Source organism: Chromatiales bacterium (genome assembly GCA_014323925.1).
Taxonomy (GTDB): Bacteria; Pseudomonadota; Gammaproteobacteria; order Poriferisulfidales; family Oxydemutatoraceae; genus SP5GCR1.
Map to the genome: position 1 here is coordinate 57,501 of JACONC010000004.1, position 25,553 is coordinate 83,053.

The window sequence follows — 25,553 nt, forward strand, 5'->3', positions numbered from 1 at the left end:
CATTCCGCATTATTGTATAGTGCCAAAGATGTACCAAGCAAATAGGCGAACTTTTAGCTCAGCTCTCAAATCAGTGTTTAGCTCTGGCTTCCCAGGCATTGCATATACCCAAGCGTTTAGCTTACAGTAAATAAGCCGAGTCTGAATATACCTGGCCTAAATACACCTGTCTTAGATGTCGTGGCATCGTACATACACGCACTGCCCCATAAATTATGCTGTATAAATTATGCTGTATAATAATGCGTAAACTAGTGTAATGAAACAATTTATTATTCTTTCGGTCGTTATCGTATTGCTCGTACTGGGTAGCTGGTGGTTGGCTAAGGTTGATTTAGATAAATCACAATCTATTGCAACGAACTATGATGGTATATGGAGTGGAAATTTTGATATTAACGGCCGCGGTAATTATCAGTTTAATGCGCTCTATGTAGGCAATGAGCTCATTGCTTACACTCCGGATGCCAGAGCATCTTATCGCGGAACGGTAGACTTCAATGGTAGTGACTACCGCTCCTATATGCGAATGTATCTGTTAGTCAACGGTAGCTATTTTGACTCGGTGACCTTAAACGGTAAGGTGATCTCGCCAAACGAGATAGAGGCACAATTTCTCACTACTGACGCCGCCGATAGCGGTACGCTCAAGCTACGGCGAGACAAAGCGCTATACGAGAGAGGTGCGCAACTCAGTAAAGTGGCTGACCAGTGGATTTACTATCATGGTTTCACGATTACTAAATTTACCATCGCCGACAACGGTCGCATTGACGGTGCCGATACCAACGGCTGTGGTTACGAGGGCGAAATAAGCGTTATCGCTGCCGATTACAACGCCTATCGACTTAAATTACGAGTCAACTCTTGCTATGAATTAGATGGTGTGTACGAAGGCATGGCGTATCTACTAAGTGGCTTAGAAGAAGACGATACTCTCAATATGCAAGTCTACACGGATGAACAGGCATTTTATCTGCCTATCGTGCGCGACACTAAAAGCACTAGCCCGACGCCGCAGGAACCCACCTAGTTAGTGAACCGGAGATTGATCTGGTGGAGCTAGGCGGGATCGAACCGCCGACCCCTTGCATGCCATGCAAGTGCTCTCCCAGCTGAGCTATAGCCCCAAACCAATATCGATTGTATCATAACGAATACGCTGTTTACTGCTAGCCTTTGATGCTTGGCAAAAGACCACGCCTGCCGTCGGACAGACTGAGTTCGATAAATTCTATTAAGTGTGCTACTTCTGGACATTGTTTGGCTATGTTGCGGTGCGCAATGATATGTGCCTTATATCCCGACAGTGGATGTAGCAGATCTATATAAGCTCGGTGTAGTTTTTGTATCACGGCTTCGTCAAACCCGGCTCTTCGTAATCCTATTTTATTAAGTCCACGAGTGTGTGCCGGAAGCCCTGCTGCTAACACATAAGGTGGCAGATCTTTGGCTAGTCCGCTGCCCATCCCGCTGTAGGAATGTTGCCCAATACGACAGAATTGGTGCACCATAACAAAGCCGCTCAATATAGCATAGTCACCTACTTCGACATGTCCTGCTAGACTTGCCGCGTTGGCAAAAATCGTGTGATTAGCGATTATGCAATCATGGGCGATATGCACATAGGCCATGAAGAAGTTATCATTGCCTATCGTAGTTTGCCCACCGCCTGCTACCGTTCCACGATTGATGGTGCAGTATTCACGGATAGTGTTGTTATCTCCTATCAGTAAACGGCCACTGCAGTTATCGGCAGTGGGATTGCGACATTGTTTATCTTGTGGTAATTCACCGATTGAGCAAAATTGAAAAATTCGATTAGCACAACCAATGTGGGTAGGACCGTTAATAATCACATGCGAGGCTATATGCGTACCTGCCTCTATAGAAACTTGGCTACCGATAATGCTATACGCGCCTACCAATACATCGTCGGCAATTACTGCATCGTCAGCTATAATCGCGGTAGGATGTATCATCAAACGAGTGCTAGAGTCGCAAGTTTTTATTTCATCATGCATTTCAAGGTTGCTGTTGCAACCGTGCCTTCATCAACTCGTGCTGAGCATTGAAATACCGCATAATTTTTTTTGAATTTATCCAGAGTTGCATGCAAGACCAGTTGATCTCCGGGTACAACGGGTGCCTTAAATCTCGCTTGTTCTATGCCGGCTAACAAAATTAATCGCTCGTCGTTGTTCGCAGCTGCTTGCTCGCTAAGGTGCGCTTCCTTCAATAATAGCAAACACGATGCTTGTGCCATCGCTTCTATTATTAACACACCCGGCATCACTGCTTTATTCGGAAAGTGTCCGTTAAAAAAGTCTTCGTTAATGGTTACATTCTTAATTGCGGTCAGGTAATCAGCTTTTTTATACTCGATCACTCTATCTACCAACAGCATTGGGAAACGGTGCGGTAGTATGCATTTAATTTCTTTTTCAAAATCGTATTTGTCCATAATATCTCTCAATAGGTATCTATCTTTACTGTAATTTATTTAATTTATCAAATATTTTATATAATCGTTTGAAATAAGCGCTATTTTTTAGCCATTCACTATGCTCTACTGGCAATAGACCAGAACTATAGCGCCCCTTACGGGTAATCGATTTATGAATACGGGTAGCAGGCGTAATGATGGTGCCATCGCAGATGCTAATTTGCCCATTGATCATCGCTGCCCCGCCGATTTGGCAGTCTTTGCCGATAGTAGTACTACCAGCGATGCCGACACAGGCGGCGATAACCGTTCGATCACCAATAATATCATTATGGCTGATATGCACCAAATTATCTATCTTAACACCATTGCCTATGCGGGTACTGTCTAAAGTGGCTCTGTCTATTGCGGTATTTGCACCTATTTCAACATCATTACCTATCTCAACATTGCCCAGATGTGCAATTTTCGCCCATCCATCACTGTCGGCAACAAACCCAAAGCCATCGCCACCAATTACCGCGCCTGGTTGCACGATGACGCGCTCACCTAGGTGACTTTTATCGGCCACCACCACTTGCTCTTTAATCAAGCTATTCGCTCCGATATAGCAGTCATCACCTATCACACAATTCGCGCGTATTGTCACACCATCACTTAACACACATTTCCTACCAATTACGACATTAGCACCTATAGCCACATTAGAACCTATAAGCACATCACTTGCGATGGTCGCCGAAGGATGGATTGCGGTTGCGCTTGGGTCGGTCGGTGACGCAAATAATAGAGTTAGTTTGGCAAATGCCAGATACGGATTATCGCAAAGTAATGTCGGACGCGTGCATAGGTGTTTATCTTCGTGCTTGAGCAACACTGCACCGGCCATCGTCTTTGCTAAAAAGTCTCGTTGCTTAGCATTGGCATAGAATGCAAGGTCACTGGATTGAGCATTCTCCAGACTAGCAAAACCGCTGATTTTGATATCCGACGATGGTGGGTCGGTATTTATATGCTCTGCTAGTTCGGCTAAAGTATAAAATCGTTCAGGCATGTTAAATCGCAACAATGGCCGGATAAACAACTGGTTATTTAGCTCGCTTCTCCAGTATATCCAGTACTTGTTCGGTTAAATTAACCTGATCATCAGCATAAAGTATGGGTTCGGATACGACTATGTCGTAATTCTTGCTTTTTGCTATATCTTGGATAATCTCTAATACTTGCTTTTGGATTTTGGATTGCTCTTCAGTGCGTCGTTTGTTGAATTCTTCTCTGAATTCTTCGCGTCGCTCTTTAAGTTCGCGCTTCATCGTAATAATTCTGCTTTGTAGTCGTTCTCTTTTATCATCATCCATTTCTCGTGACGAGCGTCTGAGTAAAATTTCACCTTTTCTAATATCGTCTTCTAGCTCGAGCAATTGCGCATCCTTTCTATCAAATTCGCTTTCCAACCGCTGCACGGCAGATATAGATTGTGGTGCTTTCTGCATCACTATAGAAATATTTACGAAACCAACTCCTGCTGCATAGCTGTTGGTGGCAAGTAGTAAAGCAATGGTCATTAAAGTAAATAATTTTAGTAGGATTATTAGTAGGGGTATATATTTTTTTTTGATTGTCTTATTCATAGTCTTAAAAGTTAGTTCCTAAATCAAATTGAAATGATTCGGTATCATCTCCTGGTTTATCATTATACTGCGTTGCAAAATTAAAAGTAACTGCTCCTATCGCAGTTATCCAGCTTACATTTATACCAAGGGCGCCTCTGAGTTCAGAGGTATCAAAGTCGCTAATATCTTCATATACATTGCCTATATCGGTAAAGACACTCGCTCGCAGTCGTTTAGGATCATAGAGAAAACCAGTAGGAAAATATAAGTCAAAGTTCCCTACCACTCTAAAATTACCACCCTCAGGGTCACCGAAAGAGTTTTCAGGGCCTAGCGAGTTATTCAAATAGCCGCGTACTGTTTTAGTACCACCGGCAAAAAAACGATCAGTGCACGGCACCTCAGGTGTATTACCGTATCTATCAGCGTATGATAGTAGCAGTCGCGGTGCAAAGACAAAATCCTTATCGCTATCTAATGGAAAAAAATGACGATGAGAATAACTTGCTTTGTAATATTTCAAGCCACTGCCGGGGCCGTATACCTCCAAGTTGCTCGAGATCCTCGCACCTTCTTTAGGAAACAGTGCACTGTCTCTGGTATCGTAAGCCAACCCTGCGGTGAGTATATAACTTCTAAACTGGTAATAATCAAAAGTCTCACCTTCCCGCCCCAAACATTCTTCTAAATCATCTTGCCTATCGGAACTGGCACTAAAACGTATATCTTCCCAGCGCAAACCTAGGCCTAAAGTGTCGGCTTCAGAAATCGGGATACCATAAGATGCAGATAAATTGGTCGCTTCAGTATCGATACGCGAGACATCGCGCTCTTCGTAGTCTACTGAGCTGTAACTAGCTGACAGTGTACGACTGATACCGTCCATAGTGTGATTAGGATCAGTGAAGCGCACTGCGTAGCGCGTATTTGATTTACTATTATTGAATATCGTACTAAATTGATTGCCAGTACCCAGAAAATTAGATTGACTGAGCTGCAGTGTCAACACCGCGCCATCGCTATCAGAATATCCTGCCCCTATGTTAAAACTACCTGATTTGCGTTCTTCTATATTAAAATCCAAGTCTATTTGGTCAACTGACTGCTCAACTGCCCGCTGTTCAACAGTGACCTCGCCAACGAAAGGTAATCGCTGCATTCTCTTTTTAGAAAGATCTATTTTTTTTGCCGAATAAGGTGCACTTTCCAGTTGTCTTAACTCATGTCTGAATACTTGGTCGTCGGTGGCAGTATTACCGCGTATGTTGATGCGTCTTACATAGGTCAACGACCCGAGATTCGGGAAAAAGGTCACATCAACGGTGCGCTGCTGGGTATCAGGTTGCGGGATTGCATCCACTTTAGCGGTAGCATAACCTTTGTCTCTTAAGATATTGACTATCTCGCTACTTGCTGCCAGTGTATCTTTACGGGAAAAAATCGCGCCTTTTTTAATGTGCTGGTCTATCACTTTGGTAATTTTCTTGCGCTCCGTTATAGACGAAGCAGCAAGATTGGCTTGGTTCACTCGATACTGCTGCCCTTCTTTGATCTTTATCAATACATCTATAAAACGGCGGTCTGGAGTCAGTGTAACTTTAGTTTCTTCTACTGCGAAATCTAAATAACCGTAGTCTTGGTATATGGCTTGCAGCGATTCGATATCGGCTGCCAACTTGAATCTAGAGTACTTATCTTTATCTTTCCAAAATTCATACCACTTTTTACTGCCTGACTGAAAATCTTTAGTCAGTAACTTATCCGAGAGACGATAATTTCCTAAAATGGTAATATCTCTAACGCGGGTGGTTTCATTTTCATTAATGCGTATGTAGAGACTAAGCTGATTATTTGACAATGCGATAGTCTCTACATCTATCCTGACTGCATACTTGCCGAGCGCGTGATATTGTTTGCGTAACTCGCGCTTAATGACATCAAAACTAGCATATTTATAAATGCGTCCCGGCGCAATACCGTTGAATTCTAGAGCTTCCAGTATCCCTTCTTCAGGAACTTCATCGTTTCCTTCTATTCGTATCGAAGCAATGCCAGGTCTTTCGGAGAGCACAATATATAAATCGCCATTATCACCACGCAATTCGACATCTTCAAAATAACCCTGTTCGTACAGTAATCGCATCAATGCCGGCGAACTTGCATAATCAAAATAATCGTTGATGCGAAATGGCAGTATTAAAAATATACTGCTTGCATCAACACGATCCAAGCCGATTATTTTTATATCCTTGATGATAAACCCATCGGCTTTAGCAATGCCAGTTAAGATAATGAGTATAAAAGCTAACAATACAGAGGTAATTTTCAATGGCAAACACCCTATCAGAAGCCAAACAAACGTTGCATATCATTGTAAAGCGCCAACGCTATTAAAGAACCTATCATTACCATGCCTACATATTGCGCTCTGAGCTGTGCAATCATAGACAGTGGTTTACCAGCGATAAACTCCCATAAGTAATGCAACAAATGACCGCCATCAAGCATGGGCACTGGTAGCAGATTAAGCACACCTATGCTGATGCTGATAATCGCCAGTACGCTTAAATAACTGACTATACCCATAAGAAAGGAAACACCAGCAACCTCGGCGATGGTCACTGGGCCACTGATATTTGATAGAGAAACGCTGCCGGTAATCATGCTTCCGATAAACTTAAAAGTGAGCATGGTTATCGTCCAAGTCTGGTCAGCAGCTTTTATGATAGAGTCAAACAATCCATAGCGTATATGCACTTGATATTTATCCAGCAACGACGGTGAACTATAAGCTACTATGCCAGCGACACCAATTAAACGATCACCTTGTTCTCTGGTGTCAGGCCTGAAATTCATTGTCATCTCTTGTTCACCACGCAGTATCGTCAGCACTACTGAAGCATCAGGGTGACTGCGAATTTGTTGGGTTAAATGCCGCCAATTGCGTATCGGCAAGCCGTTGAAATGGGTAATCTTGTCATTCTCCATTAAACCGTAACGCTCGGCGGCACTATCGCTTAATACTCTACCGACTATCGCTTCCAATTCAGGCAACATCATAATGATACCTAATTTCTCATATGCCGAACGGCTATCGTCGTTGAGGAATGTCTTGCTGTCTATCTTCAAGGTATGTAGTCGCCGCTCGCCTGTCGCAGTCGCAACCTCAAGTGTAATCGTGTCACTGCCCAATGCTACATCAAGGATTTCAAGCATCGTTTGTCGCGCCCCTCTGACCTCATTGCCTTCCACTGCGTATATTTCATCACCTGGTTGCATACCAGCGGCCATCGCTGCACTATTCGGTTGTATCTCACCAACGATTACCCTCTGCTCAAAAGAACCTATCATGAAAACCATAATGTAGAGGAGAAATGCCAACAAGAGATTCGCCAGAGGACCGGCAGCAACCACCATGGTGCGCACTGCCAAGGATTGACGATTAAACGATCGATCTAGTTCCTCGTCTGCAACTGAGCCCTCACGTTCGTCTAACATCTTCACATAACCGCCTAAGGGGATGCTGCCGATAACAAATGTACTATCATCGGGACCGAACTTCCTCTTATAGATAGCTTTACCGAAACCGATAGCAAAACACAAAACTTTAATATTGGCTCTGCGCGCCACCCAATAGTGTCCAAACTCGTGGAATGCAACCAGCAAGGTGAGTGCTAAAATAAACCCTAATGCTCCAATAAAAAACTCCATACTAATACCTCCCAGTCATCATTCGCCCATCATTCGCCGCCACACCGCAGTACTCTGCATAGGTCATCTGTAGATTGAACCCTATCAACCGACCGTTTTCCCATAGATAAGGCGTAAAGCCTAGTTTCGTCAATCCACTATATAAAGCTATCTCAGACATCTTTGTGTATTCTGTTTATGTTAATATGGCGGATATTATACCTGATTTAGTGGTGGAGGATATTGCCTCTGTTAGCTAAAACTTTGCCGCATAACGAGGGTTGCTTTTGTTGGGGAAAGACACCACATTGCTTTTATCTATGTTAATCAATGATTGGGCGATGCGGCGGCTACGACTATCTACTTCTAATATATGCTCTAAACTATCGGTATTCTCAAATTTGCTTTGCTCCATAACCCCAGCACAGATTTCGGCGATATTATCAAAAGTGATGCGGCCGTCCAAAAAGGCATGCACCGCTTCTTCGTTTGCTGCATTTAATACTGCGGGTGCGCTGGCACCTGTTTTCATCGCCTGATAGGCTAAGGATAAGCACGGAAATCTCTTGGAGTCTACAGGATAGAATTCCAATTTGCTGCATTGCTCAAGATCTAAATATACTTGTTTGCCAGCCGCCAAGCGTTTTGGCCATGCTAAAGAGTAGGCAATAGGAATGCGCATATCAGGTTTTGATAGTTGCGCAATAATCGATCCATCTTTCATCTCAACTAAGCCGTGCACGATACTCTGTGGGTGTATTAAAACTTTGATGCGAGAAAGTTCTATACCAAATAGCCATCGCGCTTCTATGACCTCTAAACCTTTATTCATCAGAGTCGCTGAATCCACCGAAATTTTTGCTCCCATATCCCAATTCGGATGGGTGCATGCTTGCTCAGGTGTTGCCAGATGTAGTTTGCCTAACGGCCAAGTGAACAGCGGACCACCCGATGCGGTGAGTGTGATATTGCGGACATCTATACCAATCTGCGAACTACCACCTAAACATTGAAAAATTGCATTGTGTTCACTATCTATGGGTAACAGTTCCGCTGAATGTTGTTCAACGGTCTTCATCAGTAAATCGCCGGCGGCGACCAGTGCTTCTTTATTTGCGAACAGGATACGTTTGCCTGCTTGTGCGGCAGCCAGTATTGGTGATAACCCTGCCATCCCTGATATACCGGTCACAACAGTGTCATAGTCAGCTTCGGCTATCAGTTCGGTTAGCATGGTTGCCGGCAGTGCTTGGGTGTTCAATTTGTATTTTTGCAATAGTGCTTGTAATTCTATGAGTTGATTAGCATCGGAGAGTACTGCATAGCGAGGCTTAAACTCCGCACATTGTTTGGCTAGTTTTTCTGCAGAATTATAAGCAGTTAAAGCGAAGACTTTATAAAGATTAGAAGATGAACGTATGACATCTAAGGCGTGCGCCCCAATGCTACCGGTAGAACCTAAAACGATGATTTTATTGCTACCCGAACTCATAGAACCTCTTCAATATTAACGATATAAAAAACCCAGCGCAATCACTGGTGTGGCGGCGATAAAAGCATCTATTCTATCAAGCAATCCGCCGTGTCCAGCGAGTAGTCTACCACTATCTTTAACGCCAGCACACCGCTTCGCCATGCTTTCCGTTAAATCACCTATTACGCCAGCTATGCAAGCAATTAAGCTCAGCAATACCAATGATAACACATGCCATACCGTCGCATTATCCAATAATAAAGTTCCGGTGAGTAGGCTAAAAATAAGCGTCGCTAGCAATGCCCCCCACAGCCCCTCTTTTGTTTTACCTGCGCTGATAGTTGCCGCCAGTTGATGCTTCCCAAATCGGCGGCCGACATAATAGGCGGCTGTATCGCTCACGGCAACCAGTAGCGCTGCATATAACAACCAAAGGCGACTAATTTGGTGTAGCAGATCTACGGCAACGATGCAGGCCGCGAGTACGATGATGATATGCACATATAAAAATCCTCTAAACGCAATGCTGTTGCATAGACTGTTGGTATAAAAAGTGCTGATGGTGAGTGCTATGAACCACCACAAAACGCCAACATAGAGAATAATTTTACTATCATAATAAATAGACCACCACCCTATCGCTAGGGTACTGATTACAAAGAACAATCTATACAAAGAACGCGTTATATTGCTGCTACTGATATTGACTAGGTCGCCCCACTCGTAGATAGCGATGATACACAGCAATGCAAAGATAAAGTTGAGCATAGCACTCGGCAGCCCTATCACACTGGGTATTATCAATGCCAGTAATGCTAGCCCGACTAATAATCTCTGCCGGTGTGTATTCATATTAATCGCTTACACCTCCGAATCGTCGCTGTCTTGACTCAAACCATTGCAAGGCTTTGACAAAATCTTGGCGGTGAAAATCAGGCCAGAAAGTGTCACAAAAATACAGCTCTGCATAAGCATTTTGCCATAATAAGAAGTTGCTAATCCTAAACTCTCCGCCGGTGCGGATCATTAAATCTACATCACCTACGCTATAGCGAGATAGATGTGCTGATATGCCTTTCTGTATAGCAGAACCATCGCTTAAGTCGCACCCGTCATCGTATAAATGTGACACGGCATCTGCAATATCCCATCGTCCTCCGTAGTTCAATGCAATGTTTAGTTGTAGTTTTCCGCATTGCGCGGTCTCTTGTTCGGCGTGCGCAACCGCTTCTCTAATAGTTCTATCCAATGCGCGAATATCACCTATAAAACTCAAGCGCACTTCGTTTTTTATCAGTGCATTCAATTCGGCAGCCAGTGTTTCTTTGAATAACTTCAATAAAGCGCCTACTTCTGCCGAAGGTCTAGTCCAGTTTTCACTGCTGAAGGTATACAGCGTCAGTTCTGGCACTTGATATTCGACTGCCAACTCTACGACTGTGCGCGTGCTTTTCACACCTTGTCGGTGACCGTAGACTCTGCTCTTACCGCGCAGTTCTGCCCATCGTCCATTACCGTCCATGATGATAGCGATATGCCGAGGCACGAGTGTGTTCATCGTGCTACACTTCCATCAATTCTTTTTCTTTTTGCTCCAATAGACGATCTATTTTCTCGACATAACCAGCGGTTAACTTTTCGAGGTCGTTATGCCAAGCCTGTTCTTCGTCGCGGCTGATTTCTTTCGCTTTGGTTTGTTGCTTCAAATGTTGATTGATATCGCGACGGATGTTGCGTATTGCGATTTTAGCAGTTTCACCATACTGTTTGACAATTTTGTTGAGTTCTTTGCGCCGCTCTTCGGTTAACGGTGGCATCGGCACGCGTATCACATTGCCTTTGACCATAGGATTGAGCCCCAGATTTGCATTGACTATCGCTTTCTCAATCAACGCAATACTGTCTTTTTCCCATACTTTGATGCTGAGCGTTCGCGCATCTTCGGCAATGATGCTAGATATTTGATTGATCGGTGTTTTCGCATCGTAATAGACTACTGTTATATGGTCTAACAGGCTGGGATGGGCACGACCGGTTCTAATTTTGCTAAGATCTGTTATCAACGAATCTATGCTTTTGTTCATTTTGGTTTTTGTTTCGTCTATCAAACTCATCGTGCCTTATATGCTAATTAGCGTACCGATATCTGAACCTTTAATGATATTTTCACACGCACCACGAGTTTTCATGTTAAACACGCGTATTGGAATTTTATGTTCTCTACATAAAACAATCGCAGTCGTATCCATCACTGCTAAATTTTGCGATAATGCTTCGTCATAACTCAACTTTTTATAGAGCTTAGCATCAGGGTTTAGATCTGGATTATCACTATATACACCATCAACCTTAGTCGCTTTGCACAATATATCGGCTTCTATCTCAACTGCTCTCAAACTCGCTGCGGTATCAGTGGTGAAAAAAGGGTTGCCAGTGCCAGCGGCGAATATAACGATGCGTCTCTTTTCCAAATGGCGGACTGCGCGGCGGCGTATATAGCCTTCGCATACTTCATCGATCTTAATCGCCGACATCACTCGCGTATCTATGCCTTGACTTTCTAATGCATCTTGCAATGCTAGAGCGTTGACTACCGTCACTAACATGCCCATATAATCGGCAGTGGTACGAGCCGCACCGCTAGCCGAAAAAGTCTCGCCGCGGATGATGTTGCCACCGCCAATTACCAATGCAACTTCGGCATTGGCTTGATGCAGAGCATTAATCTCGTCTGCCAAACGAGTCAATGCATCGCGGTCTATGCCGTAGCCGTCGACATTGGAGAGAATCTCTCCGCTTAGTTTTAATACGATGCGTAGATTGGGTCTGATTGCTTGAGCCTCTGCTTCCATAAAATTGTCTCGTATAGCAGCCCTGTATAGTAAATTGTTAGCTTTGCCCGGCTTGTGCCATAACCTCTTCAGCAAAGTTCTCTTGCTCGCGCGCTATGCCTTCACCGATTTCATAGCGTATAAAAGATTGCACTGATGACGAATGCTCTTTGAGTAACTGTTCAACTGACTGATCGGTATCTTTGATAAAAGATTGGCCTAACAAAGTGATCTCGTTTAGATATTTTTTGAGCCTACCTGCTACGATTTTATCAATGATATGCTCGGGTTTACCGCTGTGTTTTGTTTGTTCAGTTAGAATTTCTTTCTCTTTAGCCAATAGCGTAGCACCCACTTGTTGTGCACTTATACAGAGCGGTTTGCAGGCGGCGATGTGCATGGCGATATCTTTAGCCAGTGTGGCATCGGCATTTTGCATATCGACGAGTACTCCGATGCGGTTACCGTGACTATAGCTTGCTAACACATCTCCACTGCGGTGCAGTTTATTAAATCGTCTGATTTGTATATTCTCTCCAAGCTTTGCGATCAATGCTGATTGCATATCTTTTATTGTCGTACTACCATCAGTGAAGTCCATCAAATCTTCTATCGTATTCACTGTGTCATCTAAAGTGGCATCAGCTACTTTGTTGCATAACGCAACGAACTGCTCGTCTTTTGCGACAAAATCAGTCTCGCAGTTGATCTCCAATAATGTTGCTATCTTGTGGTCAGAGGAAATGCGAATAATGATCAATCCTTCAGCCGCTATTCGAGATGATTTCTTAGCCGCTTTAGCTTGCCCAGACTTACGCAATATCTCAATTGCAGTATTATTTTCACCTTCGGCTGCTACTAGGGCTTTTTTACATTCCATAATGCCAGCACCAGTCGCTTCGCGCAATTGCTTAATCATTGCCGGAGTTATGTTCATGGTCGATTTTACTCTATCAAGTTAGTCTGAAATGGATGTTTCATCGCTTGCAACAACATCCGCTTCTGATGGCGATGTCGTTATTTCTTCTTCTCTCGCCGCTTCTTGTGCTTTTTCAATACCTTCAATGACTGCGTCGGCTGCCAAACGAGTATAAAGAGCTATTGAACTAATCGCATCGTCATTGGCTGGAACAGGATAACTGATACCATGCATAGAGTTATTGCTATCAACGATAGCCGCGATAGGAATCTCTAATTTCATCGCCTCTTTTACAGCAATCTCCTCATAGGCAACATCAATAACAAATAATGCATCAGGCGGTGAGGTTAAATCGCATATTCCTTCAAAGCTGCAACTTAATTTATTAAATTTGCGTTCAATTTGCCTATTTTCCTTTTTACTCAATCCACCCAGTGCGTTGTTTTCTATTTGCACTTTAAGCTTGTTGTATTCTTTGATAGAGTTTTGCACAGTTTTGTAATTAGTTAAAAACCCACCTAGCCAGTGTAAATGCACATAAGGCATACCACAACGGCGCGCTTCATTTTCTATCGACTCCGACGCCGCTCTTTTAGTGCCTACAAAAAGTATCTTGCCACCCTTGGACGCCATATCCGAAATAAATGCCAGAGCATTTTTGAACATGGGTAGGGTTTTATCTAGATTGATTATATGGATGCCGTTGTGTTTGCCGTACAGATAGGGTACAAATTTCGGATTCCAAAAACACGGACGGTGCCCTAAATGCGCTCCCGCATCAAAGAGCTGTTTGACAGTTACATCTGGCATATAAAGACCTGTTTAACAATAATGTGCATATAGTTATCTCCTAACAAATATATAAAGTGGCGTAGTATAGCACACTATGGCTGATAGCGGTTTTTTAGACAGCCAATACCGGCGATTTCAACTTCAACATTACAATCTTCGGGCATCGCCGCTAAACCGACTGATGTGCCACAACAAATAACATCACCGCGATAAAGTGTCATATCACGCGAAAGTTTGACAACTATATCAGGCGGGCTGAGGATCATATCATTAGCCGGATAGTGCTGCACTATTTCACCATTTATCCGAGTTATAATCTCAAGTTTGTGCCAATCCAGATGGGTTGCGATACCAGGACCGAAGATACCGAAACCGTCAAAACCTTTGGCACGACTCCATTGGTCAAAACCCTGATACTCTTTTAATAACCCAAATGCGGTCACATCGTTAATACAGGTGTAGCCGAAGATCGCATCGTTACCGTCAGCGGTGGTGTCAAGGTTACAAACTGTTTTACCAATAACGATGCCAAGCTCGCCTTCATAAAAAACCTCACCTTGGTAAAATTTGGGACGGCGAATAATTGCATTTTGCCCGGCAAAACTATTCGGCGGTTTGAATAGATAAAGTGGCGTACTCGGATGCGCCAAATCGTTTTGCTCAGCAAGTGCTGCGTAGTTATTCCATAACGCAATCATTTTGCTTGGCGTACAAGGAGTCAATAATGCGACTTCAGATAACTTTACAGTTTCATCGCTGGGCAATGGATTGTCGAAAGGATGATCATCTTCGCTATGGCAAAGCCTAACCTCATTATTTTCCAATACACCAATGCGTATTTGCCCTTGATAGTCAAATCTTAGCCATAAACTCATTTTGTTTTTCTAAATCCCTCTCTTTATCTTGCTTGTCGTCAGTCCTAAATAATTCTAGTTGCTGATATAACCATTCAATCAGGTGGTTTTTATCTATTTTGCGTGCCTCTTCGCCAAGCCTACGCCGCCATCGTTTAGTATGCCTATACCCTTTGAATAAATTATGTATACTCTGCAGTAGCTTCATATTCAAGCCATTATGGCTTATCTGCTGCTCTATATAAAGTAGCATCAATTCAGCAATTTCTACAGGAGTGCGAGCTCTGCCCGCATTGGCATTATTATAAAACAATGCATCAACATTATGCAAAATAAATGGATTCTTTTGTACAACCCGACCGAGCATCACACCGTCCAATGCAGTGGCATGCTGATAGGCGCTATTGATATCTTGTAAGCCACCGTTGAGAATGATTTGCAAATCGGGACGCTGCTCTTTCAGTTGATATACATATTCGTAATCAAGCGGTGGTATCTCTCTATTTTGCTTTGGCGAAAGTCTTCCCAATAGTGCGCGCCGTGCATGGATGATAAATACTCGGCAACCGGCAGCGGCTACACAATCTATAAAACTACGAAACTGCTCATAGCTACTATACTCATCGACACCTATACGGCACTTAACGCTAATGGGCAAAGCACTCGCCGCGGATATGGCGCGCACGCATTCAGCAACGCGTCGTGGTGTTTTCATCAAACACGCGCCGAAATGTCCGTTGCCGACACGACGGCTGGGGCATCCGACATTGAGATTAATTTCATCATAACCCCACTGCTCGGCGTATTCTGCACACTGTGCCATATCGACGGCACAACTGCCGCCGACTTGCAATGCCAGAGGATGCTCAGCTACGGAAAAACCCAGCAGCGATGCGCGATCACCATTCAAAATTGCCCGGCTACTCAACATCTCGGTATATAGCATTGCGTGTTGACTAATCAATCGCAGCAAATAACGAAAATGCCTATCGGTGTAACCCATCATTGGAGCCACGCAGAACAGTCTATACTCAGTGATATTCATCTTTTATAAAATTTTCAAAACTTTTCCGGTGCATTTGACTGGTAGCAAAATTAGGCATAATAAACCTCGTTTAGCTTAAATGCTATTTCTGTTTTAGAAAGTGATCTTGCTCCTACGGTTTGTCCGACTAAATCAGACCAATCGGTATTACTCAGCGTCTTCATAATACCTTTTGTCATTTCTTTAATAAAATAGTGTGTTGTTTGCGATAAGGATTTAATGTTTGTTGTCGTGACTCGCCCTGCGTAGAAACCCACTCGCCTCATAGCAAAGTCCGCATGTGTTGGTGTTGTATATTTAATAAGATGGTCAACAGATGGTGGCACAGGCACTCTCCTCTCTTTGGGCTTCCTGGTCCATACTTGCCAAGCACACGGTACATCATGAGGCTTCCCATTGAGGTAAAAGGCATACTCTTTAACATCTTCATCAGCGCCAAGATGAAAATATCGATGCAGTCGTTTTTGGACGCTCATTTTTCTAAATGTTCTTGGAACAATAAAGGCGATCTCATCTGAATAGTCAGCAGCACGATTGAAAAACTTAACTGCCAGGCTACCATTGCGACCAAATGGTGGATTACCAACAACAACAATGGATTGATGGCTTCCCCTAAAGATCTTTTCGCATTTAAGAAAATCACCTTCGATTATTCCTTTCGATTTAGGATCTTTATCAATGGCGCGAACCTTTTTACTCTTATCTAATAAAGGAGTTAAGAAAGCCCCATCACCAGCACTCGGCTCAATAAACAAGGTTTCATCATCCCACCGCTTGATGATGCTAGCAACATATTTACGAGCTACTTCAGGTGCAGTATAGAATTGGTCTAATCCTTCCATTGCTTGTTACTCACTAACTTAGGTATATTTAGATTCAAATTGCCCTCTTAAAACTATTTATTTGTATGGCTCTCATTGATTTTCAATATATTATTGTATATGCTAAATGGAAATATCTAAGTGCTGCATAGTCTCTTTATTTTCATTATGTCGTACAATGTATATTATGAAAGCAGCACTGCATATCTCCAACTTAGACAAAGTATATCCTAATGGGCAAGTTGCTCTTCAAGATGTCAGCTTGACAGTCAAACACGGTGATTTTTTCGCCCTGCTCGGTCCGAATGGTGCCGGCAAATCGACGACCATTGGCGTTATCACTTCGTTGATTAAAAAGACTGCCGGTAAAGTACATATTTACGGTTTAGATATCGATACCCATTTCACTAAAGCTAAAAAATATATCGGCTTAGTACCCCAAGAGTTCAGCTTCAATCAATTTGAGCCGGTGATAGAAATTTTAATCAATCAAGCCGGCTACTACGGTGTGCCACCGCGCAAAGCGCAGCGCTATGCAAGAGAATACCTTCAAAAGCTTGGTTTATGGGAAAAACGTGATCAAGAAGCGCGTAATCTCTCTGGCGGCATGAAGCGTCGCTTGATGATTGCCAGAGCCATGCTGCATCACCCGCAGCTGCTCATTTTAGACGAACCTACCGCGGGTGTAGACATAGAAATACGCCGCATGATTTGGAGTTTTCTGAGCGAATTAAATCAGCGAGGTACGACGATTATACTCACCACCCACTACCTTGAAGAAGCGGAGAAATTATGCCGCAATATCGCAATCATAGACGAAGGAAAAATTATCACCGACACGACGATGCGCGATTTGCTCAACAGTTCCGACTCCGAATCGTTTACACTTTATCTAGCTGAACCTATCACCCTCGATAATATGCCAACTATAGACTCGGTGACCCTCAAACAAATAGATGCCTATACACTAGAAGTGATTACCAGTTCGAAGACTGATTTAGGGCAAGTATTCACTGAATTATCACGACATAATATTCGTCTGCTGAGTTTGCGCAACACCTCCAATCGTTTGGAGGAGTTATTTCTAAAACTGGTCGCAGACCACGACAGCTCGGCACTAGTTGGGCTTCAAAATAGAGATCTAGTCAATGGATCCCAAACGCTTTGAATACCCGCACTATATAGCGATAGTTCTCTATACGCTGTTGCGCCGAGAGATACTGCGATTTATGCGTATTTGGATACAAACTCTGCTACCACCGGCAGTGACGACGATGTTATATTGCGTCATATTCGGTGAACTGGTCGGCAGGCAGCTTGAGGTGCGCGGCTACAGCTATGGCTATAGTTATATGGAATACATTATCCCAGGATTAATACTGATGTCAGTGATTACCAACTCTTATAGCAATGTAGTTACCTCTTTTTATAGTACGCGTTTTCATAAAAACATTGAAGAGATGCTCATCTCACCAATGCCGGCTTATATATTAATGTTAGGCTTCGTTGCCGGCGGCGTGGCTCGCGGACTAGTTGTCGGTCTAGTGGTTTGGGCGGTGTCCTCAGTATTTGCCAATTTAGCCTTCCCTAATCTTGGCTTAGCTATAGTAGTCTTGCTTTTAACCTCGGCGGTGTTTTCAGTCGCCGGCATGATCAACGGCATTTATGCGAAAAGTTTTGATGGTATCTCAATTATTCCTACTTTTATCTTGATGCCTTTGACCTACCTAGGTGGTATTTTTTACTCAGTGGAAATGTTACCTGAGTTTTGGCGTAGCATCACTTTGTTTAATCCGATTTTTTATATGATAGATGTATTCCGATACGGTAGCTTGGGAGTCGGTGATGTACAAGTCCGCCACTCGCTAATGGTATTGAGCGTGTGCCTAATCGTTTTAACGGCAATTTGTTTGCAACTGCTGGTGCGCGGTGTTCGCATACGCAACTAATCGCAACAGATGATAGATTCAGATCCTACAGAAACCCAAGAATGGCTAGATGCGCTTGCTGACCTTACTGAGATAGCGGGTAAACAACGCGCCACCTACCTGCTAGAGTGCATTGAAGCATATGCCCGAGCACAAGGTATCTCGCCGCAGACCTCTATCGCCAACACACCATACATCAATACCATTGCCGCTGACGAACAAGCAAAAAGTCCGGGTGATGCCGATATAGAATGGCGTATCCGCTCGCTGATACGCTGGAATGCGGCAGTCATGGTGATACGCGCCAATATGAAATACCAAGGCATCGGTGGACACATAGCGACTTTTGCATCAGCAGCAACGCTCTACGATGTCGGCTTCAACCATTTCTTCAAAGGACCTAATCATCACGACGGAAGCGATCTATTGTTCATACAAGGACACAGCGCACCAGGCATTTATGCACGTGCCTTCCTCGAAGGTCGTCTTTCCGAGAAGCAGCTCAATGGCTTTCGCTTTGAGCTCAGTGCGCAGGGCTTACCATCGTATCCACACCCACGATTGATGCCTGATTTTTGGCAATTTCCAACGGTTTCTATGGGCCTGTCTTCAATTATGGGAATATATCAAGCACGTTTTATGCACTATTTAGAAAATCGTAAACTGGCAAAATGCAAAGGTCGTAGAGTGTGGGTGTTTTTAGGTGACGGCGAGATGGATGAACCTGAATCGATAGGCGCTATTTCTCTTGCCGGTCGCGAGCGGTTAGATAATTTAACTTTCGTTATAAACTGCAACCTGCAGCGATTGGATGGACCGGTGCGCGGCAACGGAAAAATTATCCAAGAGTTAGAAGCTATCTTCAGAGGATCAGGTTGGAATGTAATCAAAGTAATCTGGGGATCTTACTGGGATCCATTATTGAGCAAAGACCATGAGGGTCTGTTGGTCAAGAGGATGGGAGAGGTAATAGACGGCTATTATCAAAACTACAAAGCCAGAGAAGGTTCGTATATACGCGAGCACTTCTTTGGTAAATATCCGCAGCTACTAGAAATGGTCTCCGACTTGTCTGACTTGGATTTGTGGAGATTGAATCGCGGCGGACACGACCCAAATAAAGTTTATGCAGCCTACCACGCAGCGATCAATCACGAAGGCCAACCGACCGTTATTTTAGCTAAAACAGTCAAAGGCTACGGCATGGGAGAGTCGGGTGAAGGACAAAATCGTTCGCACCAGCAAAAGAAAATGGCTCTAACCTCTCTGAAAGAAATGCGCGATCGCTTTAAGCTTCCGTTAACCGACAAGCAGGTAGAAAACCTAGAATATATCCGCCTACCTAAAGACAGCGAAGAGTACCATTATCTATACGAACACCGCACAAAATTAGGTGGATTTATGCCTCAACGAAGCCACTTGCGCAAAGCATCACCACTACCCTACCCAAGCCTGCAGAGCTTATCGGCACTGTTAAAACCAACTGCTAAGCCATTCTCTACGACGATGGCTTTTGTACGAATTCTAACCCTACTATGCCGAGATAAACAATTCGGTCGCTATGTAGTCCCTATCGTGCCAGATGAAGCACGCACTTTTGGTATGGAGGGTATGTTTCGCACACTAGGCATTTATTCATCAGTCGGACAACTCTACGAGCCACAAGATATAGATGAAATTATGTATTACAAGGAGGATAAATCCGGACAGATACTAGAAGAGTCAATCTGCGAAGCCGGTGCTTTTTCGTCGTGGATTGCAGCCGCTACTTCGTACAGTGAACATAGCTTAAATATGGTGCCTTTTTATATCTTTTATTCTATTTTTGGCTTTCAACGCATCGGTGATCTGGCTTGGGCAGCTGGTGATATGGAAGCTCGCGGATTTTTAATCGGTGCAACTTCAGGGCGCACCACACTGGCCGGTGAAGGCCTGCAACATCAAGACGGGCAAAGCCATCTGCAAGCCGCAGTGATACCTGATTGTATCAGCTACGATCCCTGCTATGCTTACGAACTTGCGGTCATCATTCACCACGGATTAAAACGAATGGTCGGCAAACAAGAGAATGTGTTCTTTTATATTACTGTTATGAACGAGAACTATCAGCACCCGGCAATGCCTGCTGGTATTGAGCAACAGATTATCCGCGGTATTTATTGCCTAGATACAAGAAAACAACGACAAGTTCGCTTATTGGGTAGTGGTGCTATTTTACGTGAGTGCATCGCCGCTCAAAAGCTACTGCAAGACGACTGGAATGTTACCGCCGAAGTATATAGTGTGACCAGTTTCACCGAACTATCGCGTGACGGTCACCAGGCGCTACGCTGGAACCGATTGCATCCCGAAGCCGATAAGCCCGAAACCGATAGACCCGAAGCCGATAGACGTGTCCCTTATGTTACGCAATGCCTGCCCGATGCAGATATTCCAGTCATCGCTGCCAGCGACTACATGCACAGCTATGCCGAACAGATCCGTGCTTATATTCCGGCGCCCTACTACACACTCGGCACCGACGGCTACGGCCGCTCGGATACCCGAGAACAACTGCGCAGTTTCTTTGAAGTAGATCGTTACCACATAACAATCAGTGCACTACAAGCACTCGTTCACAACCAACGACTAACACCACAAACCTTGACTACTGCATTGCAAAAATACCAGATTGACCCTGAAGCAGCAAGCTCAGCAGTGTATAAGCATTAGAAAATTTGTTAGAGCACTCCATCTCTTTTGTGCATGCCTGCTTTCGTCAACATCGTTAATACTCTGCACTATGAAATCAACATTCAACAAAAGAAGCAAAGAGAAAACCCCAAAAATAAACCTGCAATAAACCTGCAATAAACCTGCAATAAACCTGCAAGACAAAAAGAACTTCACAGCTTGAAAACTAAAACAACTGTTTTCAGCTGATGCTAGACTAGATACTGGAATGAAATTAAGCGCATTACTAGCGCAACCATAACCTCAACGATTCAATCGCAGCCTAAATAGACCTTCTATGTCACCGCCATCGCTGGTGAAGTAGAGGGTGCCGTCTGATGTGAAAACAACCCCCATAGGCCTTGCCAAACGATTACCCTTGGCATCCTGTAAGCCGCCGAGTAGTGTTACAACATCGGCTACTTTATCTTTAACAAAGTAGACCAGCGCAATACTTGGTGCGCGGCGAGTCGCTCTACTACCGAAATAGCTACCGTGCGGCTGAGTTCCCCAAGATCCGTGTATTGCAACGACCGCACTACCGGCTAGGTGTGGTGCAAATGCGCCAACTGGTACAAAGGCAACACCCATAGGCGAACTGCGTGCTGGAAAAGTCGCAACGGGTATTTGTGCGTCGCGACGCGGTGGTTGACTATCTATGCAATCATCCAAAACCAAACGGTTATTTTCGTCTAACCAAAACCATGGCATACCGTGAAAAGAACCTGCATCAATACGGCTGAAATATTCGGCTGGCAACTCGTAGCCGTGATGGTCAGGACCGTTATTGCTCGCATAAAGCACCTTGCTATTCGGGTGCCAATTAAAGCCAACTGGGTTGCGCAAACCGGAAGCATAAGGCTGCCAGCGAGGTTTCTGTCCTGGTGGTTCGGATAGCACTAAAATGCCACCGCGTTGCCTGTCAAAGCTGTATCCTGCCCCTATATACTGGTCGCTACAATTACCGGTGATGCCTAAACTTAAATAGATTCTATTATCTGGCCCTACTGCCACTGTACGACTGGCGTGCCCACCGCCGCCTGGCAACTCAGCTAACAATTCAAAGTCACGCCTATCCAATACTGCATCGCTACTGCCGTTGTAGGGTGCGTGGTAAACGCCGTCAGTCATGCCAACTAATAACGCACCGTTGCGTACTGCAACACTATGCGGAAAACCACCTAAGTCAACCAACTCTTCAACTTCTTGATAGGGTGGCTTAATACGATAGAGATTACCGACTGATGAACCAACCAACAACACATCGTCATCAGTCACGGTTAGCATGCGTGGTTTTCTCATCTCAACCAGTAATTCAAGCTCATAGTTCGACGGCACCACCAAACGCCAAGTTTCACCGTCTACTTCAAAAAGTTGTTCATCGTAATACAGTATAGAATCGCGCGCGATGGTAGCAGTGCACAATAGTGCGCTACTGATAATCAGCAGCGCAAATGAATATTGGATTTTTAAGTAGTTGCCCATAGATAATAATTGAAATGTTTATAAGACATTGTACATAATCTGGTATAATTAATACAACCAATTAACGGAGGTCTGTCATGGAACAAGTTATTTCTCGATCTAGAGCGGGTATCGCGAATAGCCGAATTATTTGCAATACCTACCTACTACTTACGCTTACCCTGCTAACCAGCACGATGACTGCGGCGATTGCGATGAACATAGGTGCTAAACCAGTAAACTGGTTATTGATGTTGGCAATATTTATCGGTATGCCTTTCATCATCAATCGCTTTCGCAATAGCCTGTGGGGACTAGTGCTTACCTTTGTATTCACTGGGTTTATGGGCTATGTGCTAGGTCCCATATTGAACCTATATTTAAGCCTAAGTAACGGTCCGCAAATCGTGATGCAAACATTCGCCACTACTGCGGCGATTTTTATCGGGCTTTCGGCATACACTTTTGCAACTAAGAAAGATTTCAGCTATATGCGCGGATTTTTATTTACTGGATTAATAATTTTACTCCTTGCCATCATAGCCAATATATTTTTAGCGATACCATTGCTATCATTGACGATATCGTCGGTTGCGGTCGTTATTATGTCAGGCTTAATCCTCTACGACACCAGTCGTATGATAAATGGTGGTGAAGACAATTACATTATGATGACTGTATCGCTCTATGCAAATATCTATGTATTATTCGTCCATCTACTGAATATATTTTCAGCGCTACACAGCAGCGAATAAATCTCCCACCAATATAATATTTCGTGTTATTAGTAATACGAGTGATATAAGTAATACATCAAGTATATCTAAAAATCATTCTGCCTATAGCGTGCCATCGGCACGCTATAGCACATTTGGCAGACCTTCTATAGAGTAATCTGCAAGCGGCATGCCTGTATAATGCCTTGCTATAAGGAATTGCGCTATACTAAATTACGTAGTTAAGGCAAAGAATTTACAGTTCCGCGAAAATATCTTTCGCTTAAATCTCTAAAACGATACGAGGCGATACAAAGTACTATTTTTCTCTGGCAGCGTTCATGCTTGCAATAAATTTCTCGTGACGATCGAGTTCCTCTGCGGTCGCTTCAATCACCTTTAAGTCTTCAGCAGATAAATTCTCAACCGCATCGGCAACCGTTGTGTTAAGGGTGTCGATATTTGATGGTTCGTCGAACGATATATTGGTCTGCCCGCTGGTCATCGCTAAGTAAACTTTAGCCAGTAAATTGGCATCTTTCAACGCACCGTGGAGCTGGCGATCGCTGCGGTCAATCCCGTAACGGTCACAAAGTGCATTTAAGCTGGCAGGTTGGCCTCTATGCTTTTTTCTAGCCATGCGCAGTGTATCAATGACACGACAGCCGACTTCCTTCTTAAAAATCAGTCGCTGCATGCGCTTTAGTTCGGCATCTAAAAATCCCAAATCAAACTCCGCATTGTGTATCACCACCTCATCACTGCCGACAAACGATAGCAAGTCGTCGCAGATGTCAGCGAATAATGGGCTACCTTTAAGCATCTTCCAAGTATAACCATGCGTTGCCTGTGCCCCCTTGTCTACCTCGCGCTCAGGATTGATCTTGGCATGAAAAGTCTGCCCGCTGATAGTGCGATTAATGATTTCAACACAACCGATTTCTAGAATGCGGTGCCCGTCTTTGACTTCTAATCCAGTAGTCTCAGTATCTAATGCTATTTGTCTCATTATTGATTTGGGGTTGGTATCATATAGACATTTTAGCGCGGAATACTGTCTTTAGCGATTTGGTCAACATATTCGTTCTTAGGGTGCCCACTATGTCCTTTTACCCATTCCCATTTAACACGGAAGCGTGAGTTTAGTTGATCCAGTTGCATCCATAAATCAACATTTTTGATTATTTTCTTTTGTGAGTTGTGCCAGTTATTTTTCTTCCAACCGGCAAGCCACAATTCTATACCATCTTTGAGATAGCGCGAATCGGTAATTATATAAATAGTATGTTGTTGCCCTTTGAGTTTGTCTTGTTTAATCGCTGTCAGTCCCTGTATCGCTGCAGTTAGTTCCATGCGGTTATTAGTGGTATCTTTGGCACCACCGCACAACATCTTCTGGTGTTTCCCATAGATCAGCAGTGCAGCCCAACCGCCAGGACCAGGATTGCCGCTGCACGCACCATCAGTATAAATATGGATAGATTTCATGTGTTTGTTAGATTGTTGGCTGTGCTATTTTAGGTTTTACTACGCTATCGTTCCATATAGGACCTACTGGTATTATCCGAGAGACTTGCTTGGTTGCGAGTATCGCATAGAAAGAACTACCCCATTTTAGCGAACGCCCGCAAAAGCGGGAGATTTTCCCTAGATAACCATGATGATTTTTATATCGAATCAGCGGCGGAGCAAAATAACGCATTTCTTTTACCTTGAAGCCCAGTACTGACAGCCAATCTTTTACGCGAAAAGGACTATAGAAATGACCACACCACGGCGGATTGGCTCGCCCATGAAATTGAAACAACTTGAATAAACCTTGATAACTTATTGGATTAAAAGCAATTACCACTAGAGTACCTTCAGCAATCAGTACCCTATCTATCTCACGCAAGAACTCGTGTGGCTGTGATATAAACTCAAAAATATGATGCGCAACGAGCAAGTCTATGCTTTCGGTCGCTAAGGGTAAAGCTGAGAAATCAGCAACTAAATCGCTAGTCGGATAGCGCGTCGCATTGACGATATTTTGTGAGCGGACGCGGCTAGCTGCCAGCAAGCCGGTATCCACTTCAAACGCAGCGATATGCGCAGCATAATAACCCACCGCTTTTTCCAGCCACGGATGTAATGCTGGTTCAGTCTCTGCCCATAACTTGCGATTGACATCGCTTTGATACCACTCGTCCAATAGTAGCGAGTTTTGAGATGCACTACGCGCAATGCGCTTTTGCTTAAAGTTAAACAT

26 protein-coding genes and 1 tRNA gene are annotated in these 25,553 nt (G+C 43.9%); 5 read left to right on the top strand and 22 right to left on the bottom strand.

Features of this window, described 5'->3' with window-relative positions:
* The first annotated feature begins 259 nt into the window (after window positions 1-259).
* Window positions 260-1,033, top strand: a complete 774-nt coding sequence (locus GDA45_02875) for a hypothetical protein (GenBank protein MBC6413866.1) — start codon at window positions 260-262, stop codon at window positions 1,031-1,033.
* A gap of 21 nt (window positions 1,034-1,054) precedes the next feature.
* On the opposite strand, the gene GDA45_02880 is transcribed toward GDA45_02875, so the two are convergent.
* The 18 genes from GDA45_02880 to GDA45_02965 all read right to left on the bottom strand — a co-directional run bounded on the left by GDA45_02880 (window position 1,055) and on the right by GDA45_02965 (window position 16,506).
* A tRNA-Ala gene (locus GDA45_02880) sits at window positions 1,055-1,130 on the bottom strand.
* Between the two features lie 42 nt (window positions 1,131-1,172).
* Window positions 1,173-1,982, bottom strand: coding sequence for an acyl-ACP--UDP-N-acetylglucosamine O-acyltransferase (lpxA, locus tag GDA45_02885; protein ID MBC6413867.1), 810 nt, complete (start codon window positions 1,980-1,982; stop codon window positions 1,173-1,175).
* Window positions 1,983-2,008: 26 nt separating this feature from the next.
* The gene (fabZ, locus tag GDA45_02890; protein ID MBC6413868.1) at window positions 2,009-2,464 is read right to left on the bottom strand and encodes a 3-hydroxyacyl-ACP dehydratase FabZ; all 456 of its coding nucleotides are present in this window, start codon (window positions 2,462-2,464) and stop codon (window positions 2,009-2,011) included.
* Between the two features lie 25 nt (window positions 2,465-2,489).
* Window positions 2,490-3,500: a UDP-3-O-(3-hydroxymyristoyl)glucosamine N-acyltransferase gene (lpxD, locus tag GDA45_02895; protein ID MBC6413869.1), complete on the bottom strand. Its 1,011-nt coding sequence runs from the start codon at window positions 3,498-3,500 to the stop codon at window positions 2,490-2,492.
* 34 nt (window positions 3,501-3,534) lie between these two features.
* On the bottom strand, window positions 3,535-4,011 hold the full coding sequence (locus tag GDA45_02900) for an OmpH family outer membrane protein (GenBank protein MBC6413870.1): 477 nt from the start codon (window positions 4,009-4,011) through the stop codon (window positions 3,535-3,537).
* Window positions 4,012-4,081: 70 nt separating this feature from the next.
* Window positions 4,082-6,388, bottom strand: a complete 2,307-nt coding sequence (gene bamA, locus GDA45_02905) for an outer membrane protein assembly factor BamA (protein ID MBC6413871.1) — start codon at window positions 6,386-6,388, stop codon at window positions 4,082-4,084.
* A 14-nt stretch (window positions 6,389-6,402) separates the two neighbouring features.
* Entirely contained in the window at window positions 6,403-7,770 is a 1,368-nt protein-coding gene (gene rseP, locus GDA45_02910) for an RIP metalloprotease RseP (GenBank protein ID MBC6413872.1), read from the bottom strand.
* Window position 7,771: 1 nt separating this feature from the next.
* On the bottom strand, window positions 7,772-7,930 hold the full coding sequence (locus GDA45_02915; GenBank protein ID MBC6413873.1) for a hypothetical protein: 159 nt from the start codon (window positions 7,928-7,930) through the stop codon (window positions 7,772-7,774).
* A gap of 75 nt (window positions 7,931-8,005) precedes the next feature.
* On the bottom strand, window positions 8,006-9,241 hold the full coding sequence (locus GDA45_02920) for a 1-deoxy-D-xylulose-5-phosphate reductoisomerase (protein ID MBC6413874.1): 1,236 nt from the start codon (window positions 9,239-9,241) through the stop codon (window positions 8,006-8,008).
* Window positions 9,242-9,256: 15 nt separating this feature from the next.
* Window positions 9,257-10,075 carry a phosphatidate cytidylyltransferase gene (locus GDA45_02925; GenBank protein ID MBC6413875.1) on the bottom strand — a complete coding sequence of 273 codons (819 nt, stop codon included), beginning with the start codon at window positions 10,073-10,075 and terminating at the stop codon, window positions 9,257-9,259.
* Window position 10,076: 1 nt separating this feature from the next.
* Window positions 10,077-10,781 (bottom strand): di-trans,poly-cis-decaprenylcistransferase, encoded by a 705-nt coding sequence (uppS, locus tag GDA45_02930; protein ID MBC6413876.1) that lies wholly within the window; start codon window positions 10,779-10,781, stop codon window positions 10,077-10,079.
* A gap of 4 nt (window positions 10,782-10,785) precedes the next feature.
* Window positions 10,786-11,337, bottom strand: coding sequence for a ribosome recycling factor (gene frr, locus GDA45_02935; protein MBC6413877.1), 552 nt, complete (start codon window positions 11,335-11,337; stop codon window positions 10,786-10,788).
* A 6-nt stretch (window positions 11,338-11,343) separates the two neighbouring features.
* On the bottom strand, window positions 11,344-12,075 hold the full coding sequence (locus GDA45_02940) for a UMP kinase (GenBank protein MBC6413878.1): 732 nt from the start codon (window positions 12,073-12,075) through the stop codon (window positions 11,344-11,346).
* Between the two features lie 37 nt (window positions 12,076-12,112).
* Entirely contained in the window at window positions 12,113-12,991 is an 879-nt protein-coding gene (locus GDA45_02945; GenBank protein MBC6413879.1) for an elongation factor Ts, read from the bottom strand.
* Window positions 12,992-13,012: 21 nt separating this feature from the next.
* Complete coding sequence (gene rpsB, locus GDA45_02950; GenBank protein ID MBC6413880.1) at window positions 13,013-13,783, bottom strand: 30S ribosomal protein S2; 771 nt, start codon at window positions 13,781-13,783, stop codon at window positions 13,013-13,015.
* Window positions 13,784-13,857: 74 nt separating this feature from the next.
* Window positions 13,858-14,640 (bottom strand): fumarylacetoacetate hydrolase family protein, encoded by a 783-nt coding sequence (locus GDA45_02955; GenBank protein ID MBC6413881.1) that lies wholly within the window; start codon window positions 14,638-14,640, stop codon window positions 13,858-13,860.
* Entirely contained in the window at window positions 14,618-15,664 is a 1,047-nt protein-coding gene (gene dusA / locus GDA45_02960) for a tRNA dihydrouridine(20/20a) synthase DusA (GenBank protein ID MBC6413882.1), read from the bottom strand. The genes GDA45_02955 and dusA overlap by 23 nt, the downstream gene beginning before the upstream one ends.
* 50 nt (window positions 15,665-15,714) lie before the next feature.
* Entirely contained in the window at window positions 15,715-16,506 is a 792-nt protein-coding gene (locus GDA45_02965; protein ID MBC6413883.1) for an SAM-dependent methyltransferase, read from the bottom strand.
* 166 nt (window positions 16,507-16,672) lie between these two features.
* On the opposite strand from GDA45_02965, the gene GDA45_02970 reads away from it, so the two are divergent.
* The 3 genes from GDA45_02970 to aceE are packed head-to-tail and all read left to right on the top strand — an operon-like array spanning window position 16,673 to window position 21,125.
* Window positions 16,673-17,653 (top strand): ABC transporter ATP-binding protein, encoded by a 981-nt coding sequence (locus GDA45_02970; protein MBC6413884.1) that lies wholly within the window; start codon window positions 16,673-16,675, stop codon window positions 17,651-17,653.
* Window positions 17,634-18,434: an ABC transporter permease gene (locus GDA45_02975; GenBank protein ID MBC6413885.1), complete on the top strand. Its 801-nt coding sequence runs from the start codon at window positions 17,634-17,636 to the stop codon at window positions 18,432-18,434. Before GDA45_02970 ends, GDA45_02975 begins: the two co-directional genes overlap by 20 nt.
* 9 nt (window positions 18,435-18,443) lie before the next feature.
* The gene (aceE, locus tag GDA45_02980) at window positions 18,444-21,125 is read left to right on the top strand and encodes a pyruvate dehydrogenase (acetyl-transferring), homodimeric type (GenBank protein ID MBC6413886.1); all 2,682 of its coding nucleotides are present in this window, start codon (window positions 18,444-18,446) and stop codon (window positions 21,123-21,125) included.
* 264 nt (window positions 21,126-21,389) lie between these two features.
* Here the strand turns inward: aceE and GDA45_02985 are convergent, their stop codons facing one another.
* Window positions 21,390-22,610, bottom strand: a complete 1,221-nt coding sequence (locus tag GDA45_02985; GenBank protein ID MBC6413887.1) for a PQQ-dependent sugar dehydrogenase — start codon at window positions 22,608-22,610, stop codon at window positions 21,390-21,392.
* A 77-nt stretch (window positions 22,611-22,687) separates the two neighbouring features.
* On the opposite strand from GDA45_02985, the gene GDA45_02990 reads away from it, so the two are divergent.
* Window positions 22,688-23,344 carry a Bax inhibitor-1/YccA family protein gene (locus tag GDA45_02990; GenBank protein MBC6413888.1) on the top strand — a complete coding sequence of 219 codons (657 nt, stop codon included), beginning with the start codon at window positions 22,688-22,690 and terminating at the stop codon, window positions 23,342-23,344.
* 280 nt (window positions 23,345-23,624) lie between these two features.
* On the opposite strand, the gene dnaQ is transcribed toward GDA45_02990, so the two are convergent.
* Genes dnaQ through GDA45_03005 form a run of 3 tightly spaced genes read right to left on the bottom strand, consistent with a single transcriptional unit; the run spans window position 23,625 to window position 25,553 of the window.
* Complete coding sequence (dnaQ, locus tag GDA45_02995) at window positions 23,625-24,314, bottom strand: DNA polymerase III subunit epsilon (GenBank protein ID MBC6413889.1); 690 nt, start codon at window positions 24,312-24,314, stop codon at window positions 23,625-23,627.
* A gap of 32 nt (window positions 24,315-24,346) precedes the next feature.
* Window positions 24,347-24,793, bottom strand: coding sequence for a ribonuclease HI (gene rnhA / locus GDA45_03000; protein ID MBC6413890.1), 447 nt, complete (start codon window positions 24,791-24,793; stop codon window positions 24,347-24,349).
* Between the two features lie 7 nt (window positions 24,794-24,800).
* Window positions 24,801-25,553 carry a methyltransferase domain-containing protein gene (locus GDA45_03005; GenBank protein ID MBC6413891.1) on the bottom strand — a complete coding sequence of 251 codons (753 nt, stop codon included), beginning with the start codon at window positions 25,551-25,553 and terminating at the stop codon, window positions 24,801-24,803.

What these genes read in the sequence shown, in the direction of transcription:
- GDA45_02875 (MBC6413866.1), top strand. Translation starts at nt 260, where the DNA reads ATGAAACAATTTATTATTCTTTCGGTCGTTATCGTATTGCTCGTACTG.
- lpxA (MBC6413867.1), bottom strand. Translation starts at nt 1,982, where the DNA reads ATGATACATCCTACCGCGATTATAGCTGACGATGCAGTAATTGCCGAC.
- fabZ (MBC6413868.1), bottom strand. Translation starts at nt 2,464, where the DNA reads ATGGACAAATACGATTTTGAAAAAGAAATTAAATGCATACTACCGCAC.
- lpxD (MBC6413869.1), bottom strand. Translation starts at nt 3,500, where the DNA reads ATGCCTGAACGATTTTATACTTTAGCCGAACTAGCAGAGCATATAAAT.
- GDA45_02900 (MBC6413870.1), bottom strand. Translation starts at nt 4,011, where the DNA reads ATGACCATTGCTTTACTACTTGCCACCAACAGCTATGCAGCAGGAGTT.
- rseP (MBC6413872.1), bottom strand. Translation starts at nt 7,770, where the DNA reads ATGGAGTTTTTTATTGGAGCATTAGGGTTTATTTTAGCACTCACCTTG.
- GDA45_02915 (MBC6413873.1), bottom strand. Translation starts at nt 7,930, where the DNA reads ATGTCTGAGATAGCTTTATATAGTGGATTGACGAAACTAGGCTTTACG.
- GDA45_02920 (MBC6413874.1), bottom strand. Translation starts at nt 9,241, where the DNA reads ATGAGTTCGGGTAGCAATAAAATCATCGTTTTAGGTTCTACCGGTAGC.
- GDA45_02925 (MBC6413875.1), bottom strand. Translation starts at nt 10,075, where the DNA reads ATGAATACACACCGGCAGAGATTATTAGTCGGGCTAGCATTACTGGCA.
- uppS (MBC6413876.1), bottom strand. Translation starts at nt 10,781, where the DNA reads ATGAACACACTCGTGCCTCGGCATATCGCTATCATCATGGACGGTAAT.
- frr (MBC6413877.1), bottom strand. Translation starts at nt 11,337, where the DNA reads ATGAGTTTGATAGACGAAACAAAAACCAAAATGAACAAAAGCATAGAT.
- GDA45_02940 (MBC6413878.1), bottom strand. Translation starts at nt 12,075, where the DNA reads ATGGAAGCAGAGGCTCAAGCAATCAGACCCAATCTACGCATCGTATTA.
- GDA45_02945 (MBC6413879.1), bottom strand. Translation starts at nt 12,991, where the DNA reads ATGAACATAACTCCGGCAATGATTAAGCAATTGCGCGAAGCGACTGGT.
- rpsB (MBC6413880.1), bottom strand. Translation starts at nt 13,783, where the DNA reads ATGCCAGATGTAACTGTCAAACAGCTCTTTGATGCGGGAGCGCATTTA.
- GDA45_02955 (MBC6413881.1), bottom strand. Translation starts at nt 14,640, where the DNA reads ATGAGTTTATGGCTAAGATTTGACTATCAAGGGCAAATACGCATTGGT.
- dusA (MBC6413882.1), bottom strand. Translation starts at nt 15,664, where the DNA reads ATGAATATCACTGAGTATAGACTGTTCTGCGTGGCTCCAATGATGGGT.
- GDA45_02965 (MBC6413883.1), bottom strand. Translation starts at nt 16,506, where the DNA reads ATGGAAGGATTAGACCAATTCTATACTGCACCTGAAGTAGCTCGTAAA.
- GDA45_02970 (MBC6413884.1), top strand. Translation starts at nt 16,673, where the DNA reads ATGAAAGCAGCACTGCATATCTCCAACTTAGACAAAGTATATCCTAAT.
- GDA45_02975 (MBC6413885.1), top strand. Translation starts at nt 17,634, where the DNA reads ATGGATCCCAAACGCTTTGAATACCCGCACTATATAGCGATAGTTCTC.
- aceE (MBC6413886.1), top strand. Translation starts at nt 18,444, where the DNA reads ATGATAGATTCAGATCCTACAGAAACCCAAGAATGGCTAGATGCGCTT.
- GDA45_02985 (MBC6413887.1), bottom strand. Translation starts at nt 22,610, where the DNA reads ATGGGCAACTACTTAAAAATCCAATATTCATTTGCGCTGCTGATTATC.
- GDA45_02990 (MBC6413888.1), top strand. Translation starts at nt 22,688, where the DNA reads ATGGAACAAGTTATTTCTCGATCTAGAGCGGGTATCGCGAATAGCCGA.
- dnaQ (MBC6413889.1), bottom strand. Translation starts at nt 24,314, where the DNA reads ATGAGACAAATAGCATTAGATACTGAGACTACTGGATTAGAAGTCAAA.
- rnhA (MBC6413890.1), bottom strand. Translation starts at nt 24,793, where the DNA reads ATGAAATCTATCCATATTTATACTGATGGTGCGTGCAGCGGCAATCCT.
- GDA45_03005 (MBC6413891.1), bottom strand. Translation starts at nt 25,553, where the DNA reads ATGTTTAACTTTAAGCAAAAGCGCATTGCGCGTAGTGCATCTCAAAAC.